This is a genomic window from Petralouisia sp. (assembly GCF_056822245.1).
This window is the reverse complement of record NZ_JBQIOP010000020.1, coordinates 1-19,823: the sequence shown is the minus strand read 5'-3', so window position 1 is coordinate 19,823 and position 19,823 is coordinate 1. Positions and strand designations below refer to the sequence as shown.

The 19,823-nt window shown below is 47.1% G+C and carries 16 protein-coding genes and 3 pseudogenes; 2 read left to right on the top strand and 17 right to left on the bottom strand.

What is annotated here, in order from left to right; genetic code table 11:
• Positions 1-661: 661 nt before the first annotated feature.
• Positions 662-1,054: a plasmid mobilization protein gene (locus ACTO17_RS09645; RefSeq protein WP_120476859.1), complete on the top strand. Its 393-nt coding sequence runs from the start codon at positions 662-664 to the stop codon at positions 1,052-1,054.
• A complete protein-coding gene (locus tag ACTO17_RS09640) occupies positions 1,026-2,678 on the top strand; it encodes a relaxase/mobilization nuclease domain-containing protein (RefSeq protein ID WP_120476860.1) in 1,653 nt (550 codons plus the stop codon). Before ACTO17_RS09645 ends, ACTO17_RS09640 begins: the two co-directional genes overlap by 29 nt.
• A 69-nt stretch (positions 2,679-2,747) precedes the next feature.
• Here the strand turns inward: ACTO17_RS09640 and ACTO17_RS09635 are convergent, their stop codons facing one another.
• From ACTO17_RS09635 to ACTO17_RS09555, 17 genes and pseudogenes are all read right to left on the bottom strand, one after another.
• A complete protein-coding gene (locus tag ACTO17_RS09635) occupies positions 2,748-3,383 on the bottom strand; it encodes a hypothetical protein (RefSeq protein WP_120476861.1) in 636 nt (211 codons plus the stop codon).
• A 17-nt stretch (positions 3,384-3,400) separates the two neighbouring features.
• Positions 3,401-3,892, bottom strand: a complete 492-nt coding sequence (locus tag ACTO17_RS09630; RefSeq protein WP_482557789.1) for a hypothetical protein — start codon at positions 3,890-3,892, stop codon at positions 3,401-3,403.
• 90 nt (positions 3,893-3,982) lie between these two features.
• Positions 3,983-4,870: a hypothetical protein gene (locus ACTO17_RS09625; RefSeq protein WP_120476863.1), complete on the bottom strand. Its 888-nt coding sequence runs from the start codon at positions 4,868-4,870 to the stop codon at positions 3,983-3,985.
• A 142-nt stretch (positions 4,871-5,012) separates the two neighbouring features.
• The gene (locus ACTO17_RS09620) at positions 5,013-5,918 is read right to left on the bottom strand and encodes a YodL domain-containing protein (RefSeq protein WP_120476864.1); all 906 of its coding nucleotides are present in this window, start codon (positions 5,916-5,918) and stop codon (positions 5,013-5,015) included.
• Positions 5,918-6,148: a transposon-transfer assisting family protein gene (locus tag ACTO17_RS09615; RefSeq protein WP_120476865.1), complete on the bottom strand. Its 231-nt coding sequence runs from the start codon at positions 6,146-6,148 to the stop codon at positions 5,918-5,920. The genes ACTO17_RS09620 and ACTO17_RS09615 overlap by 1 nt, the downstream gene beginning before the upstream one ends.
• Entirely contained in the window at positions 6,145-10,569 is a 4,425-nt protein-coding gene (locus tag ACTO17_RS09610) for a DUF3849 domain-containing protein (protein WP_482557788.1), read from the bottom strand. Before ACTO17_RS09610 ends, ACTO17_RS09615 begins: the two co-directional genes overlap by 4 nt.
• A gap of 274 nt (positions 10,570-10,843) precedes the next feature.
• Positions 10,844-11,941, bottom strand: a pseudogene (locus ACTO17_RS09605) (DNA methylase); the annotation flags it as partial.
• Positions 11,934-13,790 carry a recombinase family protein gene (locus ACTO17_RS09600; RefSeq protein ID WP_001820670.1) on the bottom strand — a complete coding sequence of 619 codons (1,857 nt, stop codon included), beginning with the start codon at positions 13,788-13,790 and terminating at the stop codon, positions 11,934-11,936. The gene ACTO17_RS09600 and the pseudogene ACTO17_RS09605, both read right to left, overlap by 8 nt.
• A 54-nt stretch (positions 13,791-13,844) precedes the next feature.
• Positions 13,845-14,036 carry a hypothetical protein gene (locus ACTO17_RS09595; protein ID WP_001820669.1) on the bottom strand — a complete coding sequence of 64 codons (192 nt, stop codon included), beginning with the start codon at positions 14,034-14,036 and terminating at the stop codon, positions 13,845-13,847.
• A gap of 71 nt (positions 14,037-14,107) precedes the next feature.
• Entirely contained in the window at positions 14,108-14,338 is a 231-nt protein-coding gene (locus ACTO17_RS09590; RefSeq protein WP_001206986.1) for a YdbC family protein, read from the bottom strand.
• Between the two features lie 45 nt (positions 14,339-14,383).
• Positions 14,384-15,238, bottom strand: a complete 855-nt coding sequence (locus tag ACTO17_RS09585) for a ParB/RepB/Spo0J family partition protein (protein ID WP_000743700.1) — start codon at positions 15,236-15,238, stop codon at positions 14,384-14,386.
• Positions 15,239-15,246: 8 nt separating this feature from the next.
• A complete protein-coding gene (mobV, locus tag ACTO17_RS09580; protein ID WP_001820668.1) occupies positions 15,247-16,212 on the bottom strand; it encodes a MobV family relaxase in 966 nt (321 codons plus the stop codon).
• 517 nt (positions 16,213-16,729) lie between these two features.
• A pseudogene (locus ACTO17_RS09575) lies at positions 16,730-17,762 on the bottom strand (AAA family ATPase).
• 154 nt (positions 17,763-17,916) lie between these two features.
• Positions 17,917-18,391: pseudogene (locus ACTO17_RS09570) on the bottom strand (RNA polymerase sigma factor).
• 83 nt (positions 18,392-18,474) lie between these two features.
• On the bottom strand, positions 18,475-18,900 hold the full coding sequence (locus ACTO17_RS09565; RefSeq protein WP_000323895.1) for an RNA polymerase sigma factor: 426 nt from the start codon (positions 18,898-18,900) through the stop codon (positions 18,475-18,477).
• A 49-nt stretch (positions 18,901-18,949) separates the two neighbouring features.
• The gene (locus ACTO17_RS09560) at positions 18,950-19,504 is read right to left on the bottom strand and encodes a sigma-70 family RNA polymerase sigma factor (RefSeq protein WP_465221560.1); all 555 of its coding nucleotides are present in this window, start codon (positions 19,502-19,504) and stop codon (positions 18,950-18,952) included.
• On the bottom strand, positions 19,501-19,823 hold a 323-nt coding region (locus ACTO17_RS09555; RefSeq protein ID WP_482557787.1), incomplete at its 5' end, for a hypothetical protein. The genes ACTO17_RS09555 and ACTO17_RS09560, both read right to left, overlap by 4 nt.

The window sequence follows — 19,823 nt, the reverse complement described above, 5'->3', positions numbered from 1 at the left end:
GAAATATAAGTAAACTAAAAAATATTGAACAAAATCGCTGCTCGACGGCCTGCCAAGGTTATACATAGCAATTTTGTTCAAAAGGCATTATCCGAGAAGTTTCGTCATTCCAGAAAATTTATAGAAATATGGTTCATTAACGGTTTCTAAGAAAATCTTCTCAAATAATGTTTTACAGGCATAAAAAAATCAAGCATAGAAATTTAGGAATTCTTTATCGTAATTATCTGAATGACTATCAATGACATAAGGTACGCAATATATCTTTGATCTAAACAGTCGAGTTATTATTTGAGAAGTTTTTTAGATATTACCGATAAACTGTGCCTTTCATGATATTTCTTTAGTAATAAAACTTCTTGGATAATGCTCTTTATTTCAGTTCTGACATAAAGGGCAAGTTTCGCCTGAGTAACTCAAAACCCACTTTGGGGATTTTGCTTACCCGGCAACCTTGATGGGGATTCCGCTCCCCATGCCCTCGGTTATTGCATATTTTCCAAATATGCAGTTTGGCTCCTATTGTAAATAGTCGCAGCGTGATTGTCTCCATCACGAAAGAACCTAAAATATTTCTACAAAAAGTTCCTTTTCATTTCCCACTAATACTCTCTAATCGGCTTATATTATGAATACATTTTTTTCAGAGAGGAATTATGGAATGGCAAGACCAAAGAAAGACAAAGAACTGCGGCACAAACATCAGATCATGCTCCGGCTCACGGACACGGAATATGAAATCATATCTGAAAGCGCAAAAGCCGCAAACCTCCCACTGGCAGAGTATGTCCGGAAACAGGTTATGAAGCAAAAAGTAATCGCAAAATATGAGATTGTGGCAGACCTGCCGGAACTGAAAAAGCTGGTTGCAGAGTTTGGAAAGATCGGCAGCAACTTAAACCAGATTGCAAGACACTACAACAGCGGTGGCATCCATTCACAGGCAATGCGTAAGGCAATCGAACAGAGTGTTTCAAGAATTTATGAACTGAAATATGAAGTATTAAAGATGGCAGGAGATTTTCATGGCAATACTGAAACACATAGCGAGTAAAAACGCCGACTATGGAGAAGCCCAGCGGTATCTTATGTTCCAGTATGACGAAAATACGAACAAACCGCTGCTTGATGAAAACGGCGAATTGATTCCACGCAAAGAATATATCATGGACGGCATAAACTGTGACCCGTTCACTTTTGACATGGAGTGTCGGGAACTGAATGCCCTGTATCGCAAAAACGAATCCTATGACGAAATCAAATCCCATCATTACATTATTAGCTTCGACCCAAAAGATGTGACAGAAAACGGATTGACCGGGGAACAGGCACAGCAGATCGGTTTAGAATATGCCCGCAAAAATTTCCCCGGTCACCAGGCTCTTGTCTGCACACACATGGACGGACATAATGAAAGCGGCAACATCCATGTGCATATCGTAATCAACAGCCTGCGGAAATATGATGTAGAACGCCAGGACTTCATGGAGCGGCCATGCGATTCCCGCGCAGGATACAAGCACCATGTATCCAAAAATTACCTGACATACTTAAAGCGATCCCTTATGGATATATGTTATCGGGAACATCTGCATCAGGTAGATCTGCTTGCTCCTGCCGAAAAGAAAATCACAGACCGGGAATACCGTGCAAAACACAGGGGACAAAAGAAACTGGATGAGCGCAACAGTCAGATTCTGGCAGACGGCCTCACTCCACGCAAAACAGTTTTCCAAACACAGAAAGAATTTCTCCGAACCGCAATCGAGGAAGCCGCCGACAGCTCCTGCAGCCTGGAAGAATTTCAAAGACTGCTTTTGGGAAAATACAGCATTAAGCTCAAAACCAGCCGGGGCAGGTTCAGTTACCTCCACCCCGAACGCAGCAAATATATTACAGAAAGAATGCTCGGCATACATTACGGAGCCGATTATCTTTTAAAGCTGTTTGAAGAAAATGCAATCAAAAGTAAAGATAAAAAGCGGATGAATGTGCCGGAAGAATACGATACAGCAGTGAAACCATCTGTAAACCAGGATTCCGCTCCTGTACAGGAAGAACCTATGGCAATCCTGTTTGTCAAATCTGACCTGCGGCTTGTGACCGACCTGCAGACTTGTGTGAAAGCACAGCAGAGCGCCGCCTATGCCAATCAAGTAAAACTTTCCAATCTGAAGGAAATGGCTAAGACTGTCGCTTATATACAAGAGCATGGTTATGATACGAGGGATTCCCTGGAAAAATCTTTTTCGGAGATTAAGAGCCATGCTTCCGGCTCCAGAAAGGACTTGAAATCTGTAGAAGATAAACTCCGGAAAGTTAATGAACAGATTCATTACACAGGCCAGTATCTCGCAAATAAATCTGTCTACCAGCAGTTTTGTAAATCAAAGAATAAAGGACAGTTCCGAAAAGAACACACCACAGAGATCGCCCTATATGAAGCTGCAAGAAAATTTCTGAAAGGCCAGTCTGCAGACGGCAGGCTTCCCTCCATGAAACTCCTGAAAGCAGAAAAAGATAATCTTCTGCGGCAGAAAAAGGAAGCACAGAAAACATACCATTACTACCGAGATTACCAGAAAGAATTGAATACGGTTTGCTCCAATGTAGATATGATTTTAGGCAGGTCGCACAGCAAACAGACGGAAAAAGAGAAAAGCACAAATATCTCTTAACTATCCTGACAGCAGAAAAGCCCCCTGGGATTCTCCGTCGCGAAGAATCTCAGGGGCTATCGGAAAAGTTTACCCTTCCCACTTTTCAACTTTTGGTATGATTGCATCAAAACTCTTATCGTTCTCCCTTATCATCCGGTACATCTCTTCCCATTTCTTTTCCATGTACTTCCTCATTTCCTCCAACGCCGCTTCTGTCGGTTCAAATGAAAAATAGAGCGGCCTTTCCCATCCATCCCGGAAGGGATATGGAAAAATATATAATTTTTTCACTTCTGCCGTATCCGTAAATAACTGGAAAATCTCATAGGGCAGGATTTCCCCGCATACCAGAACAGAGGCTGTGTCTTTATAATAAATCTGTTCTTCAAATACCGGTGTACCCATACCTGCAAACTGCTTCAAAGCATTCATCCGTATCGGTTCTATCTGTGTACGCTGCCCGACCCGCCATCTTGTCTGCGGGGCAAGCTCCTGATAAATCTGGACAGCTTCCCTATCCTCCCGGATGTCATCATCAAAATCATACTGGTAATTTTCCACCTGTATCTGACCGTATGCCACAAGGCTTGTGAACAGCGCAAGGGAATCCAGGTCGGTATATGCGGACAGATGCCCCCTGCCCTGATAAGAGCATAAAATATCTTCCAAGGCATCCATAATCGTTTTCATAACTTTATATTTTTTATCCGTTTCTTTTCCCATTCGCTTTCCCCATTTTATCAATCATTGTTGTTTTCGGAAATATCCATTTCCGGCATACCTGACGTCTTATCCAATCTTCCTGCCTGGACTGCCGCAGCTTTCTCCATCTTTTCCTTTTTTAGCTGCTCCGTCCTTCCCAAATCCACATAATGTGTTGCATAAGCCTTTTCAATTTCAGGGTTACCGCTTTTGCTGAAACGTAAGGGAATTACCGGCTTATGCCCATGTTTTTTCTTCACGCCCCACCGCTTATAATAGCAGAATGACGGTTTTAAATTGGATTTCTTTGCATAGGCGCGGATCTGTTTCATAATAAAGGAAATTTTTTTCAAATTGCATGTGCAGACCGCTTCCAGATACCGCACCTTCCCGAATCTCCAGTCCTCATATTTTTCTTTTGGCAGTACCCCTACATCCACCAGCACATCAGCTGGAGCGGCATACCCCCGTTGCTGGCACTGATGGTAGACAGCAGAATGTACTTTCCCTATCAGTTCTGATTCCTTCACTGTACCCTCCATATGAGTAACCCCGGCTGTACCCATTTACAGCCGGGGATTCTATATATTTTTTCTTCCTGTATCGACCTGCCACAAATACTATACCGTCTGAAGCAGCCCGCTTTCAATTTCCTGAATGTCCTCTGCCGTAAGTTCTGAAAAATATTCCGCAATTTCGTCTACCGATATTTTCCCCGCCTTTAACATCTTTTCCGCTGCTTCCCTTGCGGCCTCACGTCTTTCACTGGCAACATGGGTACGCATGATCCTCTCTTCATCGAATAATGTCATCATAATTGATATAACCTCCTTTTCCCTGTCTGCTAAGAATTCACGGAGTACGTCCCTGTCCTTGCAGATACGGATGGTTTCCGTGACCGCCTCCCGGCTTCTTCCATACTGTTTTACCTGTTCATTATATACCTTTGTGAACGCAACATACTGGCTGATAATATCGTTTCCTTTGCCGCCATAGATTACTTTTACCTTTACTTCAATGGCACATTCCTTCCCACCGAAAAATTCTTCGGAAAGTGAAATGGTTTCCGACCTGCTTACACGCTCCCCGGTATAGATCATATAGACTTCCGCTTCCGGCACATGGACTTTCTTGCTCCCATATAAGTCTGCCCCCTGTTCTTCAAAATAATCGTGATACGTCTGCACCAAATACATAAGCGCACGTATAATGATATTCATTGTCCATGCGGACTGCTGTTCAACAAGAAACATAATCTTATCCCCAACCCGGAACCCAAGATCATTAAAGATTCCATTCGTAAGCACATTCCTGATTGTAATATCCTTAAGCGCATCTTCCGTAGTCTCCGTGTCCTCCGGATGGAGCGCACGGTATAGCTGTAACAGGTATTTCTTATCCCGGAAGAGCGTCGTAAACACACTATCCTTCGCCGTATATTTTGCAAATGCTTCTTTTTTCTCCACTGTTTTCTCTTTTGGTTCTTCCTGCACTGTTTTACCCTGCACAATATCACCTCAGTTCCGGCTTCCGCCTGTCTGTCAGGTTCGCTATGCCTGCTATGGTTTTATTATACAGAGAAATTCCCCACTATTCAAGACATAAAAAAAGAAGCATCCGGCAGCACAAGCCAGACACTTCCCTCTTTCCTTACTTCCGTCTACGCTCCATATCCGCCGCAGCTTCCATCTGCTGTGCGGGCTTTCCGCTCCGTTTCGCGATTTCTGCTTGTTTCTGCCTCAGCTTTTTCAAAACGGATACCCTGCCATTTTTCTTTTTATCATTATTTTTGTTCCCGTCGATAAAGCTGTAATTTTGTTCTTCCCCACTCTCAATGCTTCGGAGGTACTCGCCATTTTCCATATATTTCTGCCAGTTTTCAAGGGATTGCTTTCCCTGACTGCTTAGGGACGGCGCAGTTGCCCCTGACGGCGCTGCAGCCTGTCCAACAGTCATTTCCGGCTTTTCCGGCTCCTTTGCAAGCTGCGGCGGATTGATGTAATCCTGGATCTGCTGTAAAACCGTCTGGTTAAATCCCTGATACACATTATCCACAATCAGCTTCCCATCCTCGTCCAATACAGCCCATGCCACATCCTTCCCATAAGTTTCATGCTCCATCAGGAAGAACTGCCTGCCGTCTACGATCATGCTGTCAAAGGCAAGCCAGCTCCCCTCCTTCCCTTCGATATGAAAATCCGCAGTGTCCAGAGACACCAGCGCACCCGAAGAGCTTTTCCGGATAAACCCAGCTATAATGGTAAAGCCTTCCTTTTCCACATAATAAGAGGTCACAACACCCGCATTATTCAGCACAAGCACGTCGCTGATGCTAATCGAATGTCCATGAAATGACCGTGGCAGCTTCCGTTCAAACCGCTTGCGGATTTGTTCCGGCCCATCTTCCGGCTGCATCCGTCCTAAATAAACTTGTTCATAGTCCTTGCACCTTATCTGGATTCCTTTTTCTTGCAGCACACTGTATGGGCGGAACCGCATCTGCCTGTTTTCCGGGATATTTTTAAGCTGATAAACCGCAAATTGATTCACATCCATCATTCATCCTCCAGCGGTTCCTGCCTGTACGGTTCCAAATCCATACTTAAGAATGACTCATCCGAAAGGAACCACAGCTTTTCCAGCGTGCTGTTGATAAGCGCCAGCATTTCTTCATCCCTGCCTATATAGGGGATTGCCTTATGTATTTCCTCTATGGTTGCCTGTCTGCTTTCCTTCTGGAACATTGCCGTCAGGAAATATTCATTTTCCTCAAACCTTACCATCATAATTCCTGCCCTCCTTTCTTCCGTGCTGTTTTCTCCTGCCCCTGCTTTTCTTTCTCCTGTGCTTTCATCCTTGCCTGCCGTTCCCGGAGTGCATTTAAAACAGACTGTTTCCTGCTCCCGCCAGATATGCCTTTGTCAGCTTTCGGGGCATTTTCAGCGGATTTTTCAGGTTTTGCAGCCTTCGTCTCCACTGTGCCAGTATCTCTGCCCGCTTCATATGTTGTAGGATCTGATTTCTCTTCTTCATACATCTGCACTGCTTTTTCCTTATTTCCCGATGACATTGGTGGCTGTGATAACTCCTGTTTCTTATCCGGTTCCGACACATCCCTTTCCTTTTGCTTAGAGAGGATCTCTTCCATATCTGAAATTGCTTTCTGTACCAGGGGGCTTTCCCTGTATTGAGGGATTTCATTGATAAATTCCGTCTGCATCTCCCCCATCACCATTAAGTCAAAATTCCCATCATAGATGCTGCCATCCTCCAGACGGAAACCAATCCCCTTCATACCATTCATCCGTTCTGCCGGAATTTTTTCATACAATTCCATAGCTTCCTGCAGCGTTTCCAGCCGCTCATGGTATTCCCCCAGCACAGGGAACTCCGTACATTCCGCCACATAAAAAGTAATCACTGCTTCCTGCCCTGTCTGCCCGCCTTGTTCGTATTCAGGAAGCTCCATGCGGCTCTGCTTTTCATCCAAATATTTCTCTGCATTTTCCAAATATTCCTCCAAAGTCCCTGTTTTTTCTGTAGAAATTGGATTGATGTCTACCGGGATTCCCGCTATCTCCAGACCGTCCTTATGGAGAGCATTGAAAAAAGCATCCTCCCTTAAACTACCGCTGTAAGACACCACAACATCTATATCCGATCCTTCGTGGTACAGCCCTTCCCTGGAACGGCTCCCGTAAACCCTTGCGCCAAGCAGTTCCACTTCCTCCGACAGCCCCATTTCATCAATCTGCGCCTGGGCATAGCAGAGTACCGTTTCCTCTATCCCTGCACGGCTCTGGCCGTTCAGGGCAGGCTCCGGCTCTGTCATATCGGAAATAAGCGAAAGTTTCCCCTTTTCTTCTGCCTGTGCTTTCTGTATATCCTCCTGTGCTGCGGCTTCCGCCTTCTCCTGTAATTCCTCATAATTCATAACTTTGCACAATGCCACTTGAATGCCTTCATCAGAAAGAATCGCCTCCATTGCTTCACCAATGGTTATATCAGGATTGTCATATACACCCCCGTCAATCTCCCGGAAATCTTTGCCATAAATTGTATAATCATAGCCATCGGAAACAGTCTGGATGGAAAAATATCCTCTCCCGGTCTGGTATGCGATCTCACTGTTACAGCCATCCAAATATTCTTTTGCTTTCTGCGACGCCTCCATTGTTTCTTCACGCACCCACTTCCCGCTCAGGGAATATTTTTCTATGTCTGTAAGCGTTTCTATCCCATTCCTGCACTCGATCAGGGACATCCGGGAAGGCGGCTGTTCCGTGCTTTCCATGCCAAGGCGCTTATCCATATGGTTCGGGATCTGATGGTAGGCTGTGACCGCCGTATCTATATCCTGAAAATATTGATATTCCCGTTCTGCTTTGCCGCCTTCGGCATTCTGCATGACGTAGTATTGTGCAATAAATGACGGTTCCGGCTCCATCTCTATTCCCTTTTCTGAAAAATACTCGCCAATGGCTTCCATTGCCCCCGCGTCAAACCCATGCTCCAAATCCTCCGCCACCAGTTCCCCTTCCTGGCTGACGATAATGGAAGCAACCGAATCCCCATACTCCTCATGCTCCATCCGGTAAAACAGCTCGCCGCTGATCTCTTTCATTTCTGCCGTATGCCATGTACCGAAATGCCCATCTGCAATAAACCCTTTCGTTTCTTCATTGATCTGCACGCTCTCTTCCTTCCCTAACTCCTGTTCCCGTATCCCTTCTCTTACAAGTCCGATAAACCCGTCCAGCACAGCCGGATGGCTGCTTATTACATAATCAGCGTTCAAATCCATCCCACGGCTTACGTTCTCTGGTATTTTGTATCCTTTTGCCCACGCTTTGTTCCCGATAGAAAACCGCCCGTCATGTTCTAATTGCTGTACAGTATTGGCAAGAATAAATACCACACGTTCCGCACCATATTCCTCCAGGACTTCCTCTGCGGCATCATGTGCTAAGTGCATCCCGTCAAAATTCTTCTGGATCGCATCCTCAATGACCCTTTTGCAGTCCAGGTTCAGCTTCCTCGAATCCAGGTAATCATCTGCCCGTCCATGTTCCATTGCATAGGAAAGTGTATGCATGTAAAACGGCGGGTATATTTTTTCTTCCGGAGCCGTTTGTCCTGCCTCCGCTTCCTTCCCCTGGTTCCTGCTTTTCTCCCTCTGCGAAAAGAACTCCGGCAATTCCGTATATCCAAAAGAATCCACATAATGCGCTGAAATCTCCCCATTCTTTTTCAAAACAACTACATCACTGACGGAAAGGGAATGCCCCATAAAATCCAGCGGCCGCCTGATATTGAACTTTTCATATAGGGAATCCAGCGTTTCATTTTCCGCAAGCACGTCACTGTAAACCATCTGGTAATCATCATATTCTGGAGAAAGCCCCTGCTTTTTCAGGTACTCCGTACCCATAAACAGATATTCCCTGCCTTTGCTGTCATCTTTGATCTGATAGATGGCATAGCTATCCTGATTGCTGTTGAAAAATAAATCTTTGTTCTGGTGTTCCTGCTCCCCATTTTCTTCACGCACGGCTTCCATCACCCGGTAGCTTTCCCACTCCCTGCCCTCAATACCAAAAATTCCATCCTGCCCCCGAATATCGGTTTCCGTATTCATCAGGGTACGGCTTCCGTCCTTATTCAGACTGTAAATGTTGAGTCCTGCATTATGCAGGGCAACCGCTCGCTCCACTTTGAGAGGAAGGACAGAATCATTGCGGTAGCCAAAGTCATGCATTTGCATAAGGCCGATCTGGTTATCCGGCAGGAAGTCAATCTCCGCCTGCGCATCCTCCATGACCTCCTGGATATTATGCGCTTCCGGATTCTCCGTGGCTTCCGCAAGTTTTTTTACCAACTCCCTGGTGTCCCCTGGGTTATCCAGCTTATAGGCATACTGGACAGCCAGGTTATGCGCTTCCTTCCCCAAAGCTGTATGCCCGTACTCAGCACGGCTGATCATCATCTCCACCTGTATCAGAGTGGAAAACCCTGCCGCATCCACGATATGGTCTGCATCCATATACAAGACATCATAAAACTCCGGCATTTCCTGGTTTTCCTCCAGGCTTTCCGAATCCCTCCACAGATCCAGATGTACGCCGTGGCTTTTTAAGAACTGCTCCGGATTTCCGTTTCCCTTCTCCTGTTCGGCAAATGTATGTAACAGCCTTAAAAAATCTACCCGCCCAACATTATCCACAAGGTAAAACTTTTTTGTGTCTTCTCCAAGCGGGGCTACCTGGAATACCAGGTCATCTTCCGCCAATTCCCTCTGCGCTGCTTTTTCTTTCTGCAGCTTCTGGATATTCTCCACCATGCTGTCAATAAAAGAGCCTGCCGTTTTCCGGATAAAATCCATAGAAGTGCGCAGCTCCTTCATATCCATATCGCTCGACCATCCGGCTATGTATGGAAACGAATAATCTGACGTATCCAAGCCAAAATAACTGCAAACCGTGAAAGCAACGCTCTCCGCTTCCACCTCCCTCGTCATCTGGTTTTTCTTCTCCCCAAGCTCCTCCATCACATCCCGGTCATGGCACATGGCATGGGTCACTTCATGGACGGCGGTTTTCATGGTCTGCTTCTCGCTCATGCCCTCCCGGATCACTATTTCTTTATTGGTATTGCTGTAATATCCTTTTGCATCCCCTTCAATCTCCGCATAACGCATAGGGGCAGGGGATACAATCCCAATCGCCTCCATGAAAATCCCAAAGTTCTCCACACTCCCCATCAGCTCCGGTGTGTCCAATTCCGGGAGCGGATCGCCGTAAGTCTGTGAAATATCAAATACCGTTGCCACACGGAACCGTGGGATGATATGCTCCACTTCCTCCGTTTCCGGCTGTCCGTCCGGGCGTAGGACTGGCTCGTTCGTTTCCGGGTCAAATTTCTCTATTTCTTCTTTTTCCCTGATCGGTGCAGGGGCAATGATCTTGATCCCCTTCTCCCCACGCTTCACCTGCCGGTGAAATTTCTTGCTCCAGGAGCTGTAGCCAGCAACCAAGGTTGACTCCGGCTTCTGCATGGCTATCAAAAGCGTATTGTTGAAGCTGTAATTGTGGAACTGTGACATGGTTTTCAGATACTCCGTATATTTTTCCGAAGTAAACAGATCCTTAACGCCCTGTTCCAGCCGCTCTGTAATCTCTTTTAACTGTTCTTCCCGTTTTCCGGCCATAAATTATAAATTCCCTCCATTCTTTTCCGGCATATGCCACAGAACCATCCCCCAAATACAGAGAATGTCCGGCAAATCCGGTTTGTTTTACGCTCTCGCTGGCAGGCTTTACCCTGCCCTGCAAAACACTTTGCAGATAAATAAAATAGACAGACAGAAAAACATATCACCGCTTTCCCGTCTGCCCACATATACAATAGAAAGCACCTTTCACAGACTTTCTATTGTCATGAATAATGCCACCCCATCATCTATTGACGGCATGGCTTCCTAATTATAATTCCTGTTCTTTTTTCTTTGCTAACCTCTGGCTGTCCCTATGGTTCCCGGCAATCCTGTCCTTTGCCTCTTTCAGCTTCCCAAGCACGGAAGGCTTCCTCGCTCCATCCGCAATCCGTGAAGCATCCGACACCCTTCCTGCATATGTGGCGGCTTTCCTCGGACGGTCTGCCACATCCTGCACATTTTCCTCCATGCCCAACGCTTCCGATGGCCCTTTCTCGTCCATGTTCAGCAGGGCGTTTAATTCTGACAGGCGTTCCATCTTCTCCGCCAGCTCTTCTTCCTTTGCAAACGGCTTCTCCACTTCCTCCTTTGCCGTGGCAAGCTGCTGCTGCACGGTTTCCAATTTCACTTCCGATTCCGCCAGCTTCTTCTCAATCCCGGAGAGTGCGTTGCTGATACGCTGCAGGTTTCCTAGCGGGTCTTTCCCCACTTCAATCTGGTAGCTGCACTGCCGCTTAATCGTCAACTGGAAACTCTGGTTAAAGCTGTCGAAACTCGCAGACAGGGTAAACCCGTGGAACTCCCCGATCTGCCCGGCTGTTTTCACCGCTTTCAGTCCGGCACAGGCGGCAATGATCGCTGTGCCTGCTTCTTTCCGGTCAGTGTAAGTTTTTCCACCTATAATCATGGAGAAATCGTCTTTTTCCTTTTCTTTCTCTAAAAGCGGCTTTACCGCCTCCGCATCTGCCTTTAAGCCGGCAATCCGTTCCTTTAGTGCCGTAATCTTCACCGGGTAATTCCTTGCGATCTCCGTTTCCAGACGGTATTTCTGGCTGGTATGGTTTGCCTTCAAAAGCTTCAGCTTGCTTACCTGGATGTCGAGATCCATCTTCTCCTTAATATAGGGATTGCCCGTAGCCAGGGCTTTGATCTCCGCATAACTGAGCGCCGTATCGTCCACGTCCTCACAGGCCCGCACCGGGGATTTGCTCGTCATGATCTGGCTGATGAACTTCTGCTTATTCTCCAGGATCTGCCACATGTACGCATCGAATGTATTTTCGGTAACGTACCGGTAAATCTGCACCTTGTCATTCTGGTTCCCCTGACGAAGGATGCGGCCCTCCTGCTGCTCCAAATCAGTCGGTCATTTTTTGCGGACAGTTCATACATGCTATCCTTTTCTGTTCTCTGCTCCTGCGTTTGCTCTCGTTTGATTTCTCCCTCCGTATCTTCTTGGCACAAGCAGGACAATACCTTGATGCACCAGAGCCCGGGACATATTCAACGCCGCACACCGTACAATTTTTAGCGGGCATTGCTGCCCACCGTTTTGTAGGTATGATATGTAATTCATCGACAAAGCCGATGAATTTATAGTAAATCTTGATTTCCTGCTTCACTGTTCCGTCTGCCATCTTCTCACGCTCCGAAACAAGTATCTTGTCTATGAGTGCGTTTATAACTGTTGCATCCAGTTCTTTTAAGCCTTGATAATTTCGGATAAGGGCGAGGAAGTCACGGATTCCCCGTGATTTCTCGTAGCTTTCATTAAGAGTTTCCGTCACCTCTTTCAGCCTTGCTTCAATTTCAAGCTGCTCTTTCTGGTATTTCCCCGACATCATCTCAAAATTCCGCTCGGTAATACGCTCCATGACCTTATCCTCGTAGAGAGAGGAAAACAGCCTGTCCAGTTCCGCAAGGCGTTTGTTCAGCTTCTTACGTTCTTTCTCTAATGCTTTCGCCCTGCTCTGGTCTGTTTCCGTGAGCCGCTTTTCTATGGCCCTGACCGCCTTTTCATCATTCACTGCCATATCCGCAAAACAGTTGATGTCGGCAAGAACGGCATTGAATAAATCCCTTGCTTCTATATTGTGGGCACTACACTCGCTTCTTCCGTTTCTTGCATAATTATTACATGAATACTGTACACAGTCGATAATCTCTGGGCGTTTCCTCCTGTGTACGTTCATTGCCCGCAGAGCACATCCGCAGTCCACACACTTGATAACGCCTGCAAAAATATTTACAAATCCTCCCTTGTTCTGTGGAAGCCTACGACTTGTAATAAGCTGTTGGACAATATCAAATTCCTCCTGCGTGACTATTCCCTCATGGGTATTGGGTATCACTTCCCATTCTTCGGGCAGCTTAGAGGGGCGTTTCTTGCTTTTCATATTGGCGGCAATCCGTTTGTAGCCTACAAGATTTCCCGCATATATCGGGCTTCTTAAAATGCTCCTCACGCTGTTCCCACTCCAAATATAGCGTTTGTCCTCGTTCCCCTCAAAATGACGTTCAAAGCCTGTTTCGCCACGCTCCGCCGCATAAGCGGCAGGGCGTAGGATATGCTGTTTATTAAGATGTCTGCAAATTTTGGCAACTCCATTCCCTTTTAATGCAAGGTCGAATATCTCTTTTACAACATGTGCCACTTTATCATCTATCAGCAGATGGTTGTGGTCGGCAGGGTCTTTGATATAGCCATAAGGGGCGGTAGTTCCCATGAATTTCCCCTGTTGAAACCTCGCCCGATATGCCGATTTTATCTTAACAGATATGTCAGCGGCATACATTTCGTTTAAAATGTTGCGGAAAGGCGTGATGTCCATAGCAGATTTATTCAAGGTATCTACGCCGTCATTGACCGCTATATACCTCACGTTATGCTCTGGGAAGAAAACTTCCAGATATAACCCACAATCAAGATAGTTTCTCCCCAGACGGGATAAATCTTTCGTAATCACGCAGTTTATCAGACCGCTTTCAATGTCTTTTATCATATTCTGGAAACTTGGTCTTTGGAAATTTGTACCAGAATAACCATCGTCCACATACGTTTTTGCTATGTGCCATCCCTGCTTTTTCACATAATCCGTGAGGATGGATTTCTGTGTCGCAATGCTCGCACTCTCGTTATCCGTACCATCGTCTTTAGATAAGCGGCAATAAATGCCGACTAAATAGATTTTCTTTTCTTCTTTGATTCCTGCCATACTGTAAAACCTCCGTATCTGTCCTATCTGTTTTCATGTCCCATTGCGTACATTCTAAGCGGACAGCCCCTCATTGTCGAAGGTGTCGCCCTCGGCAATCTTCTTCCGAATATCCTCGGAGATAATCGGGACAAACGCTTCTGTAACGGTCTGTGTGCCGACATATTCACGGCTGATTATCATCTGCACTGGTGCTTTTGGCACGATACGCTTTCTCTTTTTATCTGCTTTCTTATCCTCGCCCATACTTAAATCTTCCTTTCCAGACAGGGCAGGGAAGAGTTTGGAAATGTCCCCGCCCTGCCAATCAGATACCATTAATCCTCGCTGTTTAATTCTTTCTGTAATGCTTTAAGGAGTGCCGCCGCTTCATCAGCGTTCAGCGTGATTCCCTTGCCGCACTTTTCACGGTTCGGGGAAAAGCTGCGGATGTCATACTTCGGCTCTTTCCCATTCCATGAAATGAGATTGATTTCCTTTGTGTAGCCACTGTCGCCCGTAGACAATACTGCGATTTCCTTTACGATTTCATACTGGATTTCTCTCATTCTCCATACCTCAACTCTCTGTATTTACTTCCCGAAAAAAGAAGATTAGCGGCTGTCACGGTTGCGTTTCCTCTGCAACTCACGCTCCAAAAGTTTGATGATGGTTTCCTCCATCTGCTTCGGCGTTGTGTTCTTCGGAAAGTATTTTTTCAGCTTGCTTGTGTTGATTTTCAAGGTTTCTTTCTGGTTGCCCTTTTCCTCCGTCATAATCGCAAATATCGTATCCATGTCAAGCCGCCCGCTCTGGCTTAACTGTTTCATCCGCTGTGCCTGTGAGAGTGAGGGCGTTGCTTCTTCGCTCTCCATCGTGGCAAAGAGGTTTTCCTGCTCGTCTTTCTTCAAGAAGGACAGTTCCACCGCAGGCGTGAGGGCGATTTTCCCCTCGTCCACCATCTGCAAAATCGGCGGTATCAGTTCCGTCAGGCGGATAAAACGCTGCACGGTCATCCTGCCCACGCCGAAGCCCTGTGCCACCTTGTCGTCCGTCCGCAACTTCGTCACAACTTGTGACGAGGTTAAGTCTGTGCGGAAACCCTGCCGCTTCATGGCTTCGGATTTCATCTTGTAAGCAAACGCCCGCTCCGATGGCAGGATATTCTCACGCTGCAAATTGCTGTCTACAAGGGTGATGATGGCTCGGTCACGGTCTAAGGGCAGGACAAACGCAGGCACGGTATTTATCCCTGCAAGTTCAGAAGCACGGACACGCCGCTGTCCTGCAATCACTTCATAACCGTCCCCGTCCTCTTTCGGGCGTGTGATTATCGGCGTGACAATGCCAAATTCCTTGATGCTTTCCGCTAACTCTGACAGTGTTTCATCTTCTGCCACATGAAACGGATTGTCGGGGAACGGGTACAAGTCTTTGGTCTTTAACACCTTAAAATCCTGTTTCTTCATTCACATATCTACCTTTCTTTCGCTCTGCTTCTATGATTTTTCTGCAATTCTTCCAACACTTCGGGCGGTATTTTTGACAGCAGCCGCCCCATCTGCTCGTTGGTTCTCTGCAATTCAAATATCTTCTGATTCGCTTTCTGCACCTTTAGTTCCTGCTCGTACTTTTCATCACGCATACGCCCCGCATAGTCTGATTCCTGCCCAATTCTCTCTTTCAAACTGTCGATATACGCCTGCTGTTTCCCGATTTCCTTAGAGAATTTCTCCACGTCTGGCAGCCATGCAGAGAGTAAATCTAACGCTTTATCCCTTTTCTTCCCTGCGTTAAAGGCGTTGATGTCGGATAGGGCAGACACGATTTCTTCATACTGTTTATCAAGCCTGCCGCCTAATTTATAGAGCCATGTGGGGACGTGTTTCCGCTTGGTTTCCATTGAGGACTGCCCCCGTTCAAGCTGATTCCACCGTGAGGACATCCGCTCATGGTAGGCGGTCTGCCACTCGGATAATGATTTCTGGTTGCCTAAGATAGCTTTCGCTGACAGCTTATTGTCTGGCGTAATCGGCACAAAGCAGAGGTGCATATGGGGCGTTCTCTCGTCCATATGGACGACAGCGGAGAGGATATTCTGCTTTCCAACACGCTCCGAAATGAAGTCAAGAGCCGTCTGGAAATACGCTTTTTGTTCTTCGGGCGGTAACTGGTTCATAAATTCTGGTGAAGCTGTGATGAGCGTTTCCACCATCATCACGCTGTCTTTCCTTGTCCTGCACCCCGCTTCGGCTACCATGCGGTTAATCTCTTTCTTGTAGGTGTACTTTGGTGGTGCTATGAGATGGTAATTGTTTTTAGAGCGTTCCATATCTATATCTGGGTTGCTTTTGTAGGCTTCTTTCTTCCGCTCGTTGTGGCGTTCACAAGCCGCAACGCCGCCCGCTTTTCGTTTCTGGAAACGCAGGATTGCATAAGGCATAGGCGGATTCCTCCTTTCTTTCGGCGGGTGACCGTCCTTTGGGGTGACAGCGGTGACGGTGGTGACAGCAGTTTTGGGATACCCCCTGCCGACTGCCGCAACTGTCACCCTCACCCCCTGCATGACGGTCATGTCGATGATGACGGTGTTTTTGGGATACCCCCCTCGCAAGAGCCGTCACCGTCATGCCGCCATTCTTTTATCCGAAGCCGTAAGGCGTAGGATAGCAGGGCACAGCCCTGCCTTAAGGGAGTCCAGAGGGAACGTCTGGCACACGACTTTGCAGGGCAAAGTGTAGTGTGTTACACCCTGTAAACGCAGTCGGAAAAATCGGAATGATTTTTCTGACCGCAGGGGTGGTTTTACACGACCGAAAAGGGCGAGTAAATCTCACGCCTGCATTTTGCGTTTACGGGGTGTTCTCCCGTAGGGATGACAGCGGCAGGGTATCCTAAAATCACTGTCACCACCGTCACTGCTGTCACCCGCAGGGCAGAGCCGCCAGCTTTACATGGCTTTAAGCGTCAATGACAGTAACAGGGGGGTATCCTAATATCGCTGTCACCACCATCACCGCTGTCACCCGCCCTCCTTGCAAGGGCAATCCGCCTGCCGTCTTTCCTGCGGCTGTACTGGTAGCAGATACGGTTCTCGCTTAAAAATGTGGTGCGGTATTCATTCAGCCATTTCGTAATCACCGTGGGTATGGTTTCCGTTTCCCCCATAGCGGCTAACAGTTCCGTTGCCGTGCCTATCCATTCTTCCTTATCCCTCATAAAATCCACCAACCGAAAAAGGACATCTGGTATCGTTTCTTTCGCAAGCTGCTCCTGCGTTTTCCGCTCCACAAGCTCCCAACGGCAATCACGGAAACGCAGCGTGTATTCCTGATAAGGCGTGTCCCTGCCCGTCACATACAGCTTGGCGGTGTCAGACGCACGTTTCTCCTTTTCCAGAACAAAGGTAGCGTCCGCACTCCCCGTTAATCCTGTCGTCCCAGACACCTTGTTGAACACGTCGCTGTCATTCTGCTTTCGGATGTGGTGTACGACAATGACCGCCAGAGAGTGCCTGTCGGCAAAGTCTTTGATGAGGGAGATGTCCCCATAGTCGCTTGCATAGGCATTGTCTTTTGAAGCTGTACGGACTTTCTGCAAGGTATCAATGACAATGAGCCTGCTGTCTGGGTAATCTTTCAGATAATCTTCAAGCTGCACGATAAGACCGTCTGACAGCTTGCAGCTTGCCACGGCAAAGTGGAGCCGCCCGCTTGCTTCGTCCGTCAAACGAAATAACCTGTCCTGTATGCGGCAGAACGTGTCCTCAAGGCAGAGGTAAAGCACATCGCCCTCCATTGTCGGCATATCCCATAAAGGGATTCCCTGCGACACGCATAAGCATAGCTTCAGCATGAGCCAGCTTTTGCCTATCTTCTGTGAGCCGCAGAACAGCGATAAGCCTGTCGGGATAAGGCTGTCCACCACAAAGGATGGTTTCTCAAGCGGTTCATAAAGGAGCGTTTCGGCGTTGACTGTCTGTAACTTCTGCATGGCTTTCCTCCTTTCGGGCGGTGTCTTTGTTTTCGTTGCACATAGGCGTTGACCTCCTTAAAAATAGATTTACTCCCACGGAAAAAAGTGAGAGTATGTAATGCCGCCAATCCCACACAAATAAAAAACAGATTTCTTTTTCGGGCGGTGTCGGTCACGGTTGGAGATATTTCTTCAATTTCCGCCTTTACTTTCTCCTTTGCAATCGCAACAGATTTCTGTATTGCCGAAGCGGTGCAATGCTCCATAGCGGCGATTTGGTAAAAATTGAACTCATACTCGTAGTAGAGCAGGAAACGCCGCCTTTGTATCTCTGGAAGGCTCCCAACCGCCTTATAGAGCGTTTCATTCCGTTCTTCCTCAACCATGCGTTCATCAAGGCTCTTAGGCACACGCAACGCCCGTCTGTAAAGGGTTTCGTCCCATACCTCGTTAAACTCCCTGTGCCGCTCGTCCCATTAGAAAAGATTCCTGTTCCTGCGCTCCATCTGCCGAAACTCCATAAAGAACTGTTCCGACACTTCCAACTCGTGGGATTTGCCCTGCCCGTCCTTAAAGCTGATAAAATACCTTGTGCCGCTTTCCGTGGATTCCTCCCGAAGCGTGTATGCCTTAACCCTGTATGCCATCCTGTTGTCCTCCTGCAAAAAATGAGTGAGGGGATTTCCATCCCTCACCCAGTAGCCCGCAGGATGGCAGGCTGTTTTAGAAGCTATAAAATTTTCCGCAGCTTCTTCCGCAGATGGTCTAACCTCGCATAGATGGCACCAGTCGTCAAATGCACAAGCGGGGCAATCTCCTTTGTGGAATACCCCTGCATTTTCAGCAGGACGATTTTCAAGGTACGCCCGTCCACCGTGACTAATACTTGATAGAGATTTTCGCTCTCAATCTCTTCCAGTAACTCCGCAACCGTACCCACTTCCGCCTGCCGCTCCCTGCCTGCCATGTCCTCAAGATATTCCGCAACGTCATTCGTCCATCGGTAAAACCGCCTGTTGGAATTGAAGTCTGCCCTGTCCGCCATGCGTATCTGCTCAATGGTCGCTTCATCAACGCCGCACTCACGCAGCAGCTTTTCCTCCGCTTCTTTCCAGATACGCCATTTCCTGTCCTCCCGTCCGTGGTTGTATGCCATTCTTACTTCCTCCAATCAGAATTGATTGAGAGGGCAGAGAAAAGCCCCCTCATCTTCCCAAAGGAAAAAACAAGGGGGCTGAACGCCTTAAATTTAAATTTTCTATTATCTTTCTTAGTTTTATTAGGATTCTGGCTTTGCGTTTGTTTACAACGCTCTGGGTTATGCCCAACCTCGCCCCGACTTCACGCTCGGAAAGTCCGTCAAAAAAGATTGCCTGTATCAGCTCCTGTTCACTATCCGACAGCAAAGGCAGGGCGGCTTTCAGCCTGTCCACCATGACCGCATTGACAACGGTTTCTGCAATGTCCACCGCTTCATCAGTGATAAAGTCCAGAGGATTCCCCTCGCTGTCCGTAAATCCGTCGAGAGATAGCAGTCTATTCTTTGTATCTAATTTTTGCAGATAACGCCACCGTTCCTTGTCACGGTAGAAGTCTGTGTATTGCTCCCTCACGACTTCAAGCAGACAGCCTTGAATGGGGATAAACAGCTTGTCCATATAGGTCTGGTCGGATTCCCTGCAACGGCAGAACTCCGTGTAGGATAATTCCACATAGCCGCCACTTTCTCTGATATATACCTTTCTTGGTGCATATTTCACCATAAATACCTCCCATCTGAATTTTTGAAATGTAAAAAATCCAGATGGAGAGGCGGAGAACGACACCGCATATCAGAAACAGCCCTACGGCACTTTCCAACAAAAATCGACAAAAGAAAAACCGCAAAGGCTCTGTGACCTTTACGGTTATAGGAAATAGTAATTCTATTGTATGGAGATTGTACTTCTACTTTCAAGGTGAGAAGTACCGTTGCACTGGCAGAAATTTTTTTAACTGGTTTCCTGCCGTTCTCTGATATGCTATGTATTGATAAATTTTGCTTCGTATGAGCAGATAGATAACTGCCCGAAAAAAGGA

Bases quoted from the DNA above. Each gene is read 5' to 3' on its own strand.
- ACTO17_RS09645 (WP_120476859.1), top strand. From the start codon at position 662: ATGGCAAGACCAAAGAAAGACAAAGAACTGCGGCACAAACATCAGATC.
- ACTO17_RS09640 (WP_120476860.1), top strand. From the start codon at position 1,026: ATGGCAATACTGAAACACATAGCGAGTAAAAACGCCGACTATGGAGAA.
- ACTO17_RS09635 (WP_120476861.1), bottom strand. From the start codon at position 3,383: ATGGGAAAAGAAACGGATAAAAAATATAAAGTTATGAAAACGATTATG.
- ACTO17_RS09620 (WP_120476864.1), bottom strand. From the start codon at position 5,918: ATGGATGTGAATCAATTTGCGGTTTATCAGCTTAAAAATATCCCGGAA.
- ACTO17_RS09615 (WP_120476865.1), bottom strand. From the start codon at position 6,148: ATGATGGTAAGGTTTGAGGAAAATGAATATTTCCTGACGGCAATGTTC.
- ACTO17_RS09610 (WP_482557788.1), bottom strand. From the start codon at position 10,569: ATGGCCGGAAAACGGGAAGAACAGTTAAAAGAGATTACAGAGCGGCTG.
- ACTO17_RS09600 (WP_001820670.1), bottom strand. From the start codon at position 13,790: ATGGCAGGAATCAAAGAAGAAAAGAAAATCTATTTAGTCGGCATTTAT.
- ACTO17_RS09595 (WP_001820669.1), bottom strand. From the start codon at position 14,036: ATGGGCGAGGATAAGAAAGCAGATAAAAAGAGAAAGCGTATCGTGCCA.
- ACTO17_RS09590 (WP_001206986.1), bottom strand. From the start codon at position 14,338: ATGAGAGAAATCCAGTATGAAATCGTAAAGGAAATCGCAGTATTGTCT.
- ACTO17_RS09585 (WP_000743700.1), bottom strand. From the start codon at position 15,238: ATGAAGAAACAGGATTTTAAGGTGTTAAAGACCAAAGACTTGTACCCG.
- mobV (WP_001820668.1), bottom strand. From the start codon at position 16,212: ATGCCTTATGCAATCCTGCGTTTCCAGAAACGAAAAGCGGGCGGCGTT.
- ACTO17_RS09565 (WP_000323895.1), bottom strand. From the start codon at position 18,900: ATGGCATACAACCACGGACGGGAGGACAGGAAATGGCGTATCTGGAAA.